This is a genomic window from Alteromonas sp. WD8-37 (assembly GCF_055326825.1).
This window is the reverse complement of record NZ_JBUZOV010000002.1, coordinates 599,012-613,115: the sequence shown is the minus strand read 5'-3', so window position 1 is coordinate 613,115 and position 14,104 is coordinate 599,012. Positions and strand designations below refer to the sequence as shown.

General features: G+C 51.3%; 12 protein-coding genes. 5 read left to right on the top strand and 7 right to left on the bottom strand.

Annotated features, from left to right (window positions below; translation table 11 throughout):
- Window positions 1–254: 254 nt before the first annotated feature.
- The gene (locus ACTUJZ_RS08175; protein WP_463635803.1) at window positions 255–602 is read right to left on the bottom strand and encodes a Grx4 family monothiol glutaredoxin; all 348 of its coding nucleotides are present in this window, start codon (window positions 600–602) and stop codon (window positions 255–257) included.
- 383 nt (window positions 603–985) lie between these two features.
- Here ACTUJZ_RS08175 and ACTUJZ_RS08170 point away from each other — a divergent pair, with 383 nt between their 5' ends.
- The 4 genes from ACTUJZ_RS08170 (at window position 986) to ACTUJZ_RS08155 (ending at window position 6,571) form a co-directional block, all read left to right on the top strand.
- Window positions 986–1,570 carry a superoxide dismutase gene (locus ACTUJZ_RS08170; RefSeq protein ID WP_463635802.1) on the top strand — a complete coding sequence of 195 codons (585 nt, stop codon included), beginning with the start codon at window positions 986–988 and terminating at the stop codon, window positions 1,568–1,570.
- Between the two features lie 234 nt (window positions 1,571–1,804).
- A complete protein-coding gene (locus ACTUJZ_RS08165; RefSeq protein ID WP_463635801.1) occupies window positions 1,805–3,727 on the top strand; it encodes a PrkA family serine protein kinase in 1,923 nt (640 codons plus the stop codon).
- A 35-nt stretch (window positions 3,728–3,762) separates the two neighbouring features.
- On the top strand, window positions 3,763–5,046 hold the full coding sequence (locus ACTUJZ_RS08160; RefSeq protein ID WP_463635800.1) for a YeaH/YhbH family protein: 1,284 nt from the start codon (window positions 3,763–3,765) through the stop codon (window positions 5,044–5,046).
- Between the two features lies 1 nt (window position 5,047).
- Window positions 5,048–6,571: a SpoVR family protein gene (locus ACTUJZ_RS08155; protein ID WP_463635799.1), complete on the top strand. Its 1,524-nt coding sequence runs from the start codon at window positions 5,048–5,050 to the stop codon at window positions 6,569–6,571.
- Window positions 6,572–6,578: 7 nt separating this feature from the next.
- On the opposite strand, the gene ACTUJZ_RS08150 is transcribed toward ACTUJZ_RS08155, so the two are convergent.
- From ACTUJZ_RS08150 to prmB, 4 genes are read right to left on the bottom strand one after another with little or no spacing between them, the layout of a single operon-like run.
- A complete protein-coding gene (locus ACTUJZ_RS08150) occupies window positions 6,579–7,499 on the bottom strand; it encodes a hypothetical protein (RefSeq protein WP_463635798.1) in 921 nt (306 codons plus the stop codon).
- Between the two features lie 16 nt (window positions 7,500–7,515).
- Window positions 7,516–8,727, bottom strand: a complete 1,212-nt coding sequence (locus ACTUJZ_RS08145) for an MFS transporter (protein WP_463635797.1) — start codon at window positions 8,725–8,727, stop codon at window positions 7,516–7,518.
- Window positions 8,728–9,825: a chorismate synthase gene (gene aroC, locus ACTUJZ_RS08140; protein WP_463635796.1), complete on the bottom strand. Its 1,098-nt coding sequence runs from the start codon at window positions 9,823–9,825 to the stop codon at window positions 8,728–8,730.
- A gap of 2 nt (window positions 9,826–9,827) precedes the next feature.
- Window positions 9,828–10,769, bottom strand: coding sequence for a 50S ribosomal protein L3 N(5)-glutamine methyltransferase (prmB, locus tag ACTUJZ_RS08135; RefSeq protein WP_463635795.1), 942 nt, complete (start codon window positions 10,767–10,769; stop codon window positions 9,828–9,830).
- Between the two features lie 128 nt (window positions 10,770–10,897).
- Between prmB and smrB the strand changes: the two genes are divergently transcribed.
- Window positions 10,898–11,458 carry an endonuclease SmrB gene (gene smrB, locus ACTUJZ_RS08130; protein ID WP_463635794.1) on the top strand — a complete coding sequence of 187 codons (561 nt, stop codon included), beginning with the start codon at window positions 10,898–10,900 and terminating at the stop codon, window positions 11,456–11,458.
- A gap of 261 nt (window positions 11,459–11,719) precedes the next feature.
- Here the strand turns inward: smrB and ACTUJZ_RS08125 are convergent, their stop codons facing one another.
- Window positions 11,720–12,355, bottom strand: a complete 636-nt coding sequence (locus tag ACTUJZ_RS08125; RefSeq protein ID WP_463635793.1) for a transglycosylase SLT domain-containing protein — start codon at window positions 12,353–12,355, stop codon at window positions 11,720–11,722.
- 149 nt (window positions 12,356–12,504) lie between these two features.
- Window positions 12,505–14,091, bottom strand: a complete 1,587-nt coding sequence (gene gshA, locus ACTUJZ_RS08120; RefSeq protein ID WP_463635792.1) for a glutamate--cysteine ligase — start codon at window positions 14,089–14,091, stop codon at window positions 12,505–12,507.
- Window positions 14,092–14,104: the final 13 nt, after the last annotated feature.

Sequence of the window (14,104 nt, the reverse complement as noted above, 5' to 3'; positions counted from 1 at the left end):
CTTATTATTTTTGGTTTAGCTGGTTAATCCCATATTCACTTGTTGTTTAAGCAGCGCCGCATGGCACCCCTTGCAGCCTGTTATAAAACAATAAAGCCAGAGAAAACAAACAATTTAAGATAAAAATAATATCTTTTTTCAAACCATAGAGGAAAACGATTTGTGAGTTGTCTATATAGATTGAGGCATTATTCAGGCACAAAAAAACGGGCCATTTTATGCCCGTTTTTTTGCGTTTTGCCGGTTAGCCTGACTTAGTCGGCTTTTTGCTTGGCAGCCGCTTCTTTGATAATTGGCTGCAGCTCATTTTGCTGGAACATCTCGATGATGATATCGCAACCGCCGATTAACTCGCCTTCGACCCACAACTGTGGAAAGGTCGGCCAGTTGGCATATTTTGGTAATTCAGCACGGATATCCGGGTTTTGCAGAATATCCACATAAGCAAACTGCTCACCACACGACATCAGCGCCTGAACCGCCTGGGCAGAAAAACCACAGCTGGGCAGTTTGGGAGACCCTTTCATGTACAGCAGGATCGGATTTTCGGCAATCTGTTCTTTAATTTTGGTGACGGTGGCGTCTGTATTACTATTTTCCATTCAAACCTCACTTGTGCAATGTATGCCCGTAATATGGGCATGACCGGCCAATCTTTCAAGGCGATTATCATAGCACAACCGGCAGGGTCCCAGATACCGGTAGAGCGCGCGCCATGCCCGATGTAGCCAGGTTAAATTCTTTGTCAGGCAGTGATCTGATTGGTTCTGGCAGCGCTATGAGAAGGGTATCGGTACATTAACCCATTCACCACTGACCCGGCGATTTTCCGTTCACATCGGCAAAATCATAAATTTGTCATTGGGTTATGTAAATTCGCCCTTATAATTTTGGGAGCTAAGACCGATGAAGGTAAGGGTTTGAACCACACAGCCGGGCGGTTGTGATGCCTTCACTTAAATTATCACCAATATGGAGACTCGTAATGGCTTTTGAATTACCAGCATTACCTTATGAAAAAAATGCCCTGGAACCGCATATTTCAGCTGAAACGCTGGAGTATCACTATGGTAAACACCACGCTACCTACGTATCCAAACTGAATGGGCTGGTAGAAGGCACAGAAAACGAAAACAAGAGCCTGGAAGAAATCATCAAATCTTCTTCTGGCGGTTTGTTCAACAATGCTGCCCAGGTCTGGAACCACACCTTTTACTGGAACGGTTTGAGCCCGAACGGCGGCGGTGAGCCAAGCGGCGAGCTGGCTGACGCCATCAAAGCCAAGTGGGGCTCATTTGCCGACTTCCAGGCGGCGTTCAATGACAAAGCCACCGGTAACTTCGGCTCAGGCTGGACCTGGTTGGTTAAAACCAGCGACGGCAGCCTGGATATCGTCAACACTGACGATGCTGAAACCCCAATCTCTGGCAATGAGCACACACCACTGTTGACTGCCGATGTCTGGGAACATGCTTACTACATCGATTACCGCAATGCGCGTCCGAAGTACCTGGAAAACTTCTGGGCCATCGTGAACTGGGAATTCGTGGCAGACAACTTTGCCAAGTAAGATCACTCGGTCTTAAGATGCCAAAAAAACCCGCTATCAGGCGGGTTTTTTTTGGTTAAATAAAATGTAATAAAACTCGTAAGTCAAATGACCTAAGTGATTGAAAGAAAGTTCCCATTTTCATAGAACATTTCTTTTTGCACTATTCCTAAATATCGTCAAAAAAAATTTCGCTTTTTAAAATACCGACTAAGCTGAAAGTAAGGGGAACCGTTTTCAGACTTAGAGGTATGCATGGGCATTTTTGAACATTACCAACAACGGTACGAAGAACGTCAGCAAGAAGAATTCACTATTCAGGAATTTTTAGATATCTGCAAGGCGGATCCGGCTGCCTACGCCAATTCTGCCGAGCGTTTGCTGCAGGCAATCGGCGAACCGCAGATGATTGATACTGCCAACGATCCTGCGCTTAGCCGGTTATTTTCAAACCGGGTAATCGCCCGTTACCCGGCCTTCAATGAGTTCTATGGGATGGAAGAATCCATCGAACAAATTGTGTCTTATCTGCGTCACGCAGCGCAGGGCCTGGAAGAGAAAAAACAAATCCTATACCTGTTAGGCCCGGTGGGTGGCGGTAAATCGTCACTGGCCGAACGGCTCAAAGAATTGATGCAAAAAGTGCCGATTTATTGCCTTAAAGGCTCTCCGGTCAATGACCATCCATTTTGTTTATTTGACTTCACCGAAGACGGTGCCATTTTGGAACAAGAATATGGCATTCCCAGCCGGTATCTGAAAACCATCATGTCACCTTGGGTGCGTAAACGGTTGCATGAGTACAACGGCGATATCAGCCAGTTTAAAGTGGTGCGGGTGTACCCATCCATTCTTGACCAAATCGCGATTGCCAAAACCGAACCCGGGGATGAAAACAACCAGGATATTTCCTCGCTGGTGGGTAAAGTCGATATTCGCCGCCTAGAGCAATATGCCCAGAATGATCCCGATGCTTACAGCTATTCAGGCTCGCTGTGTAAAGCCAATCAGGGTCTGATGGAATTTGTAGAAATGTTTAAAGCGCCGATCAAGGTGCTGCATCCACTATTAACTGCCACCCAGGAAGGCAACTATAACCCTACCGAAGGTTTTTCTGCCCTGCCCTTTGATGGCTTGATCCTGGCGCACAGTAACGAGTCTGAATGGCAGTCGTTCCGCAACAACAAAAATAACGAAGCCTTTTTAGACCGGGTTTACATCGTTAAGGTGCCGTATTGCTTGCGGGTCACCGAAGAAATGAAGATCTACCAAAAACTGCTGGATCACAGTGAATTGACAGGCGCACCCTGTGCCCCGGATACGCTGGAATGTTTGGCCCAGTTTACGGTGCTGTCGCGACTTAAAGAGCCGGAAAACTCCAGTGTTTACTCGAAGATGCGGGTGTATGACGGTGAAAGCCTTAAGGACACCGATCCTAAAGCCAAATCCTACCAGGAATACCGCGACTACGCCGGCGTCGATGAAGGCATGGAAGGGCTCTCTACCCGCTTTGCCTTTAAAATCTTATCGCGGGTATTTAACTTTGACCATCAGGAAGTGGCTGCCAACCCAGTACATCTATTCTATGTATTAGAGCGGCAGATTGAACGCGAGCAATTCCCGCAGGAAACAGCCGATCGTTACCGGGAGTTTTTGAAAGGCTATCTGATCCCGCGCTATGTGGAATTTATTGGCAAAGAAATTCAGACTGCGTATCTGGAATCCTATTCTGAATATGGCCAGAACCTGTTTGACCGTTATGTAACTTATGCTGATTTTTGGATCCAGGACCAGGAGTATCGCGATCCGGAAACCGGCCAGTTGTTCGACCGGGCTTCTCTGAATGCCGAGCTGGAAAAAACCGAAAAACCGGCGGGGATCAGCAACCCGAAAGATTTCCGCAACGAAATCGTCAATTTTGTGTTGCGTGCCCGGGCCAATAATAGTGGTAAAAACCCGGCCTGGACCAGTTACGAGAAGCTGCGCACAGTGATCGAGAAAAAGATGTTCTCGAATACCGAAGATCTGTTGCCAGTGATCTCGTTTAACACCAAAGGCTCCACAGAAGATAAGAAAAAACATGATGATTTTGTCAATCGCATGACAGAAAAAGGCTATACCCAGAAGCAAGTCAGATTACTATGCGAATGGTATCTGCGGGTACGCAAAGCGTCGTAATTCCCACTCTGAGTAGGCTGTATAAGAAGGTGCTTATGGCGCATTTTATAGACAGACGATTAAACAGTAAGGGCAAGAGCACAGTTAACCGCCAGCGTTTTTTACGCCGCTACAAGCAGCAGATCAAACGCGCGGTTTCTGATGCCATTGGCAACCGCTCGGTCACCGATCTGGAAAGCGGTGAGCAGATCAGCATCCCAACACGGGACATCAGTGAGCCGGTGTTTCATACCGGCCGCGGTGGCAAGCGCGATGTGGTACACCCCGGCAACGATCAGTTCACTACCGGCGATCGGATCGACCGCCCGCCTCAGGGCCAGGGCGGCGGGGCCGGCGAAGGCGAAGCCAGTAACAGTGGCGAAGGCCAGGATGACTTTGTGTTTTCCATTTCCAAGGATGAATATTTGGATTTGCTGTTTGACGATTTAGCCTTGCCAAATCTGCAAAAAACCCAGTTTGATAAAGTGGTGGAGTACGAAACCTATCGGGCTGGCTATCAAACCGATGGCGTGCCCAGTAATCTCGACATCGTGCGCTCGCTTAAAGGCTCAGTGGCCCGGCGTATTGCATTAACCGGTAGCGACCGTAAGCAGTTGCGCGAGCTGGAAGCCGAGCTGGCAGCACTGAAAGCCGATAAACATGACAATACCCTTGCCATTCTTGCGCTGGAAAAGGACATCGAAGCGCTAAAAGAAAAGATTGCCCGGGTACCCTTTATCGATACCTTTGATTTGCGCTTTAAAAATTATGACAAGCGCCCCATCCCCACCAGCAAGGCGGTGATGTTTTGTCTGATGGATGTGTCCGGCTCTATGGATCAGGCCACCAAGGATATGGCCAAGCGCTTTTACATTTTGCTGTATCTGTTTTTAACCCGCACCTATGAAAATGTCGAAGTGGTCTACATCCGCCACCATACCCAGGCCAAAGAAGTGGATGAACATGAGTTTTTCTACTCTCAGGAAACCGGCGGCACCATCGTCTCCAGTGCTTTGCGCCTGATGGATGAGATTGTTAAAAGCCGCTATTCGGATTCAAACTGGAATATCTATGCTGCCCAGGCCTCCGACGGCGACAACTGGGCGGATGATTCCCCGTATTGTCGGGAGATTTTGCTCAAAAATTTACTGCCTATCACCCGGTATTTTGCCTACATCGAGATCACCGAGCGCCAGCATCAAAGTTTGTGGCGTGAGTATCAGAATGTCGAACAGGCTTGCCAGAATTTTGTTTGTAAGCACATCCAAAGTGTGTCTGACATCTATCCGGTATTTCGCGAGTTATTTGCCCGTTCTGAACGGGCAGCTATGGGAGAATAGCATGGCACACGCAGCACCCCGGGCACGCACCCCGCTCAGCGACGGGCCTGACTGGACCTTTGATTTGATCGAGCAATACGAGCAGGAAATCGATCGTATCGCCACCAATTTTAAGCTGGATATCTACCCCAATCAGATTGAGGTGATCACCGCAGAACAAATGATGGATGCTTACGCCAGCATTGGCATGCCCATCAATTACAACCACTGGTCGTTTGGCAAAAAATTTATCCAGACCGAACAGCAATACCGCCGCGGCCAGATGGGTCTGGCTTACGAAATTGTGATTAACTCTGACCCCTGTATCGCCTACCTGATGGAAGAAAATACCATCACCATGCAAGCACTGGTGATGGCCCATGCCTGTTACGGCCACAATTCATTTTTTAAAGGCAACTATCTGTTTCAAACCTGGACCGACGCCAGCTCTATCATCGACTATCTGGTGTTTGCCAAAAATTACATCAGCAAGTGCGAGCAAAAATACGGTTCCAAAGAAGTTGAAGATATCATCGACTCCTGCCATGCGCTGATGAACTACGGGGTAGATCGCTACAAACGGCCCCAAAAGATTTCGTTACAAGAAGAGCGCAGCCGGCAAAAACAACGGGAAAAATATCTGCAGTCTCAAGTCAATGAGTTGTGGCGCACCCTGCCCGATGCCAAACAAAGTAAAGCGCCTGAAGCACCGCGCTTTCCGTCTGAGCCGCAGGAAAACCTGCTGTATTTTATTGAAAAAAATGCGCCTTTGCTGGACTCCTGGCAGCGCGAGCTGGTGCGGATTGTACGCAAGGTCTCGCAGTATTTTTACCCGCAAAAGCAAACCCAGGTAATGAACGAAGGCTGGGCTTGTTTCTGGCATTATCATATTTTATCGCAGTTGTATGAAGAAGGCCTGGTGACCGATCGGTTTATGATGGAGTTTTTGCACAGCCATACCAGTGTGGTGATGCAGCCTGAATATAACAGCCCCTATTATTCTGGCATCAATCCGTATGCGCTGGGCTTTAACATGTTTATGGATATTAAACGCATGTGTCAGTCGCCCACCGAGGAAGATTATAAGTATTTGCCAGAAGTGGCCGGCAAGGACTGGCTGGAAACTGTTCACTTCGCCATGCGTAATTTTAAGGACGAGAGCTTTATCAGCCAGTTTTTATCGCCCAAGCTGATCCGTGATTTTAAATTATTTGCGGTGGAAGACGATGCAGCTAACCCATACATCAGTGTCAGTGCGATTCATGATGAGCAGGGCTATCTGAAAATTCGGGAAAAACTGTCAGCGCAATATAATCTGAGTAATATTGAGCCCAATATTCAGGTGTACAATGTGGATGTGCGCGGCGACCGTTCGTTGACCCTACGCTATATTCCGCAGCGCGATATTCCGCTGGCCAATTCCAAAGATGAGGTGATGCGCCATCTGCACCGGTTATGGAAGTTCGATGTGATCCTGGAGCAGGAAACCCTCGACGATGAAGCCGAGGTGATTGCAGCCTGCCGGCGCACCGGTCGGGTGGCGTGAACGCCGTTTAATCAGGCCGGTTACACACCACTGCCAGATAATTGCCCGCCGGGTTCATATGCAGCCGCGAGGCGCCTGCCGGGCATTGTTCGCTAATATCCAGCCACACCTGCCATTGTGGCTCGGCAGTGGCACTGGGGCGCTCCCCTGCTGCGGTCACCGGCTCACGAAAATCCCACGCCATTATCTGGCTATCCACCACGGTTAGTGCCTTGCCACCTGGGGTCCAGGCCATGTAGTTAGCAGTATCGGGCAAGGTTGCCAGCACACTGCTTTGGTCATTAGCCGGATCGTAACTCATCAGCGCCCAGGGCTGGCTGTCCGGCGCCGGATTTTTGGTATAACTGAATAGACTGGTGCCGGGGATCGGCCACAGGCTCGGGCCGATGGCTTCGTCAAGTTTGCGGGCACTGTCCGGGGTAAGCATCTGCAACGTGTGCGGCTCGCCTAGCACAAAGGCCAGCGCCTGGTCTTTGTCTACCCACACATGGTAGCCCACCGGCTCCACCGGTGAAAATTTGTCGGGCCGTTCATCTAAGCCAAATTGCATCAGCCATTGTTTGTTTTGTTTATCTACCTGAATGGCCGAAAAACCCGGCGCCTTAGGCAGCGGGGTGGGCGAATATTCGGATTCCGGGGTGAAGGTTAAGTGAGTATGATAGCCCTGCACCAGATCGTAAGCCATGGCATCGGTTTGCGTGGTGGTGCCGGCGGCAAAACTCTGGGTATACAACAGCTGCTGGCGAGCCGGATCAAAATGCGGCTGATTGGTATAATCCGGTGTATCGGTCAATTGGCGGGCTGCCGCAATGGAAGGCATATCCTGGTCGTAACTTAATGAAAACAGCCACAGGTCTGAATTTGCCAGCGCTGGCATCGCCAGGCTACCAACAAGGCAACTTACTGATATTAAGATACGTTTTTGCATACTCACTATTTCCTGGTTAAGCCGACGAGCGCGCCCCTTGCAACTGCGCCGGGGCCACCAACAGTAGCACCAGCGCCCCGGCAAGACAACTGAGCGCAGCCAGGGCAAACGCAGCATAAGCCTCCGCGCCCTGGTCCCAGATGTGACCGGCTCCCATATTTCCCACCGCCCCACCTAAGCCATAGGCCACACTGATGTACACCGCCTGGCCACGGCTGTGAAAGCGGGCTGGTAAAAATTGTTGAATAAAATGTACCGACACCGCATGGGTCAGGCCAAAGCTTAAGGCGTGGATAAGCTGGCTGGCTACCACCACTGCACTGTGCTGGGCCCAGTCGGCTAAGGCATACCAGCGCACTGTGGTTAACAGCATGCAGGCCATTAGCAGCCGCCATACCCCAAAACGCAGGATCAGACGCCGGGCCAGTAAAAATATGCCTACTTCGGCCGCCACGCCTAACGCAATGAGCACGCCGGTTTGCTGGCCACTGTAACCTAAATCGCGCATATACAGGGCAAAAAAGCCGTAATAAGGCCCAAAGCTGATTTGCAGTGCGGTGGCACTGAGTAAAAACACCACAAAAGGTTTGTGGCGAACAAATTGCCACACTGAGCCACCGGGCGAATCCGCACTTACATTGAGGGGTGGCTGGCGCAGGGTCAGGCTGATCAAAAACAGGGTACTTAACACGGCCATGCTGGCCAACACTGGCAATTCAGACGAATAATGGTCCAGTCCAAAACCCACTGCCACTGTCAGCATGATAAAGCCCACACTGCCCCATAGCCGGATCTGGCCATAGCTGGTGGTGGTGGGAGCCACCGCCTGGTTGGTGACCACTTCAAGTTGCGGCAGTACTGCGGTCCAGAACATCATCATCAGGGCAAAGGCCAGCGTGAGGCCCCAAAAGCCATTGAGATAAAAGATCAGCACAAAGCATAATGCACTGAGCAAACAGCCCATGCGCATGACCGGTAACAGTTTTCCGGTGCGATCTGCCAGGCTTGCCCATAATGACGGGCCGATTAGACGGGATAAAGTGATAACGGCAAACAGATTGCCAATATCGGCCGAGCTAAAACCCCGGCCGTCGAGAAAAACGCCCAGATACGGCACCAGCACACCTAACTGGCCAAAGTACAACCAGTAGGTCAGTGCCAATAAGATCAGATTAGTGCGGCTGTGCGCAGCATGCTGTGGCTGCGCAGACGGTGCCGGGGGCGTCACTTAGCGGTGACCCGGAATAACCGGTGTGGTACTGGTATGTTGCGGGTTTTGCGCACGATGACGCAGACAATGATCCATTAGCGTGATCGCCAGCATGGCTTCGGCGATAGGCACAGCCCGGATCCCCACACAGGGATCGTGACGGCCCTTGGTAATCACATCAATGGCCTCACCGTCTTTATTGATGGTTTTACCCGGTACTGAGATACTCGAGGTAGGCTTAAGCGCCATACTCACAGTGAGATCCTGACCGCTGGAAATGCCGCCCAACACGCCGCCGGCATGGTTACTGGCAAAGCCCTCAGGGGTCAGTTCATCGCGATGTTCGGAGCCTTTTTGTTCCACGACCGCAAAGCCGTCACCAATTTCCACGCCCTTAACCGCATTGATGCCCATCATGGCCGAAGCAATATCGGCATCCAGGCGGTCGAATACCGGCTCACCCCAACCCACTGGCATATTAGTGGCCACCACATTAACCCGCGCGCCGATAGAATCACCGGATTTTTTCAGCTGACGCATATAGTCATCCAGCGCATCCAGTTTGCTGGCATCAGGGCAAAAAAACGGATTTGTATTAGTCACCGCCGGGTCCACCTGCTCCACATTGACCGGGCCCAGCTGTGCCAGATAGCCGTGGATCTCGATGCCGAATTCGGTTTTTAAAAACTTTTTCGCAATGGCGCCTGCCGCCACGCGGATGGCGGTTTCCCGCGCTGATGAGCGGCCGCCACCGCGGTAATCGCGGCCACCGTATTTGTGTTCGTAGGTGTAGTCGGCGTGGCCCGGGCGAAAGCGATCCTTGATATTAGAATAATCCTGACTGCGCTGATCTTTGTTATTGATCAACAGGCCAATGCTGGTGCCGGTGGTTTTGCCTTCAAACACGCCGGACAGGATCTGTACCGCATCATCTTCGCGCCGCGCGGTGGTATACCGCGAGGTGCCTGGCTTACGCCGATCCAGATCATGCTGCAAATCGTCGATATCAATTTCCAGGCCCGGAGGACAGCCGTCCACAACGCCACCAATGGCCACCCCGTGACTTTCACCAAAGGTGGTAACCGTAAATAATTTGCCAAAACTGTTGCCAGACATACTTACTGCGTTCCTTTGTTGTTCCAGTAGGCCACCAGGGTATCCTTGGCGACCGCAAAAATGCCATGCCCGCCCTGTTCAAAGGTCAGCCACTCTACATCCAGGCCGGCAAAGCGATTGGCCATATGCACTTCGCTGTTGCCCACTTCCACAAACAGCCAGGCACCGTCGTTCATATATTCCACCGCTTGTTGCAGCATCAGCTCCACCAGATCCAGACCATCGTCACCGGCCGCCAGGGCCAGTTCGGGCTCGTGCTGGTATTCGGCCGGCAGATCCGCCATGTCCTGGGCATCCACATAGGGCGGGTTAGACACAATCAAATCGTACTTCTGGCCTTTCAGGCTGGTAAACAAATCTGAGGCGATGGGGTAAACCCGATCAGTCAGTTGATGCTGCTGAATGTTCTCATCCGCTACCGCCAGGGCATCGGATGAAATGTCCACCGCGTCCACATGGGCATCTTCAAAAGCATAGGCCAGGGCAATGGCAATACAGCCGCCGCCGGTACACATATCCAGAATATTATTTGGCGATTGCGTCAGATGCCCTTCAAACCGTTGCTGGATCAGCTCGGCAAAGGGCGAGCGCGGGATCAGCACCCGCTCATCCACATAAAAGGGCAGACCGCAGAACCAGGCTTCGTTGGTGATATAGGGCAGCGGCAAACGGGTTTGGACCCGTTTTAACACCAGCTCGGCCACCTTTTCGCGCTCGCTGGTGGTCAGACGGGCATTGAACAGGCCGTCGCCGGTTTGCGCTACCATGCTTTGCGGCAGATGCAGCGCATACAGCACCAGCGAGACAGCTTCGTCCCACGCATTATCGGTGCCGTGGCCAAAATACAATTCGGCGTCGTTAAAGCGGCTGACGGACCAGCGCACCATATCCAGTAAGGTGTGCAAATCGTTGATGGCTTCATCCAGGTATATCTTGTCGGTCATGGGCCTTCGGTACATCTGTTGCGTCAAAACTGCTATCATACCCAAAGATACTGGCCTCGCCCATGGTTAATTTGGTGCCAAAGGGGCGGCCGACAGCGGTTTTTTCCACAGTACGGAACCTGATATTCATGGCAGACAAGCCCTCTTGTGACAATGACGATGATTTTGCGCTGTTTCGGGCAGCGGTCGGGCCGGTAAAACGTCTGACCCAGGACAAGGTGGCACCGACCAAAGCGCAGAAGCTGCAGGCAAAAGCCAGTATTCGGCGCCCGGATACCGGCAGTGAACGCCAGGTCAGTGCGTCATTTGCCTTTTCTGATCATTATCAAACGGTATTGCCAGACAGCGGCCCGATGCGTTATTGCCGGGCAGACGCCGCCACCCATTTACTTAAACAACTGCGTCGGGGCGACTATAGCCCAGAGTTAATATTGGATTTGCACGGGCTCACCCGCGAAGCCGCCAAACTGGAGTTAGCCGCGCTGTTACACACCGCGCATAAACAGATGATTGAATGTGTGGCCATCGTACACGGCATTGGCGCCGGTGTGCTTAAACAAGCTCTGCCTCACCTATTGGTGCAGCATCCGCATGTACTGGCATTTCATCAGGCCCCGCTGGAACACGGTGGCCAGGGCGCATTACTGGTGCTGGTGGAAACTGCCGAGCCGGACTGGGCGCTGCGCTAGCAAATCGAATATTCAAACCAGGCGCTCTGCCTTTTGTCTTTCCGTCTGTTGGCGAACAGGCTTTGTTAAAAGCGATGGGCGTAGACAGTAAATTCCTTACACCGGCCCTGGTAAAAGAAAACGTTATCTTTTTTCAAAATTCGTATTGAAAATCATTCTCATTTACACTAATCTACAAATGCCTGTTCGACGTTGGGTAATTTACGGTCTTGGCTTAGCGTCGGTGTTGGACGGGTGTGTGGTGCGCCCGTCCAGCTTTTTTTAAGAAAACAGTTTCCAGAACCAGCTTTTGTCTAATTCTTCCTGGCAGCCTCTTAACTGAGAGGCATAGCGCAACGAGCGCGCTTTTACTTTGCCGGCTACCCGCTTTAACCAGGGTTTACGGTTATACGATTTGCGCTTATATCCGCCCCACCCTTCATGGTAATTCAGATACTGACCATAGGCATCCCACTTAGAAGTGCCATTGATGCGATACGATTTGTAGATAAACCAGCCCATAAAATCCATGGCATCATCAAAATCATCGCGGTCTGCCCAGCTGTTGCCAGTTTCACGAATATAGTCGCTCCAGGTCATGGTTTTAGCCTGCGAATACCCATAAGCGCTGCTTACCCGGCCCCAGGGAATGAGGTCAAAAAAGATATAGTCGCGCGGCGGCAGCGCGTCGTGCCGAAACGAGCTTTCCTGATACATCATGGCCATCGGCACATGGATTGGCACCCCCCATTTATCCCGGGTATCAACCGCGGCATCATACCAGTCTTCTTTTTCAAAAAAGATTTCGCACAGATTACTGGCATTTTTGGGAGGGGCGGTGGCACAGCCAGAAAGCAGAAGGGGCAGCAAGGCAAGCAGGTAAAAAAAACCGCGAACTTGTTTGAACTTTTTCAACATCGGGTGTCCAAATTAATGTTCTAGCAAATATGTGTGTTTCCCTGGAACGCTTTGACGCCTGACACCCTGTCAGGCGTTTTTTTATGCGTATCCGTCAGCCTCGCTCGTCGCCACTAGCCGGGCGCGAGGAGGCTGTCCAGGGTGTGCAATCAGGCTGGCGGTTCGTTGTAATAGTTGGCCAGAAAAGTGGCAAAGTCCACCTGTTCCTGTTGCTCAATCTCTTGCTGCGCGGCCAGCGACTGGCGTGCCAGGGCAACAAAATCGTCTTGTGACTGGTGAGTATAAGCAAAATTTTGGTGAGTGTCTGCGTACTCTTTGGCAAGCAACAAGCCTAACGCCGAGTTGTCGGCATCATCGTCCAGCAGGCTGGCCATGATCTGCCCAGACGGTGTTTTTGCCGGATCTTCAATTTTCTGCCACTGCGCCTGCACCGCATCGGTGTACTGGCTGGTGTGTTTGCCTTTATCCAGTAATTGAGCGACTTTGAAAAAGCGTTCAAACAGGGAGTCGGCCCACTCGCGCATGCGCACTGGGTTACCCTCCTGACAAAGCTCAAGTTCCGGATTGCGGCCTTGCAGAACCACTTTGTCCATATTCTCACGCGCTTCGGTTAATGCCTCCGGGTTAAGCTCAGGACTGGGCATCATCAAACAGGTTAGCAAGTACACATCCAAAAAGTGCATCTGAGTGGCATCAATGCCGGTGGCTGAAAACGGGTTAAGATCCAACGCCCGCACTTCAATATAACTGACTCCACGGCGAATCAGCGCATCGGTAGGCTTTTCCAGCCCTTTCGTGGGCTGCTTAGGCCGGATGGGTGAATACAGCTCGTTTTCAATCTGCAAAATGTTATGGCTTAACTGCTGCCAGTTGCCCTCTTCACCGGCGGCAAATTTTGCAAAGCGAGTGGAAGGGGTTTGCATGGCGCTGCGCAGCAGGCGCACATAATTGCCTAACTCGTTATAGCAAATCTGCAGGGCGGATTGCTCTGCATTGGTATAGCCTAAATCACTCATGCGCAGTGAGGTAGCATACGGCAGGTAATAGGTGCCCTTGCCGACCTTTTCAAATTGCATGTTGTGCTGTTTATTGTTCAAAAATGAACTGCACAACGCCGGAGAGGCGCCAAACAAATAAGGGATCAGCCAGCAAGTGCGGCGGTAATTGCGGATCAGCGCAAAATAGTCCTGGGCAACTTGCTGCTGACCGGGCTCCTGGCCGTGCAACCGCGCCCATTGCTCCCAGAACTCAGGAGCAAATGAGAAGTTATAATGCACCCCGGCAATGGCCTGCATCATACTGCCGTAGCGGTTTTTCAGGCCAATCCGGTAAATGCGTTTCATTTTACCCACATTGGATTCACCAAAATCGGCAATGGGGATACTTTGCTCGTCTTCGATAAAGCACGGCATGCTCATGGGCCATAACAATTCATTGCCCACATTTCCACTTACGTACTTGTGAATATCTTCCAGCTGCGCCAGTGTGGTTTGCGCATCGACCGCCGGCGGCGTAATGAATTCAAGCAGTGACTCAGAAAAATCGGTGGTGATGGTATCGTGGGTCAATGCTGAACCCAGCGCCGCCGGGTGAGCTGATTGCGACAACGCGCCATTGGGTTTTATCCGCAGCGCTTCACGCTCTACGCCACGTAAACTCTTGGCCAGGCTTACAATAAACTTTTCGTCTTGTAGCGCGTCCAGGCGTTGTTCAAAATTCAATTGCGTCACAGTCAAATCTTTATCCGGT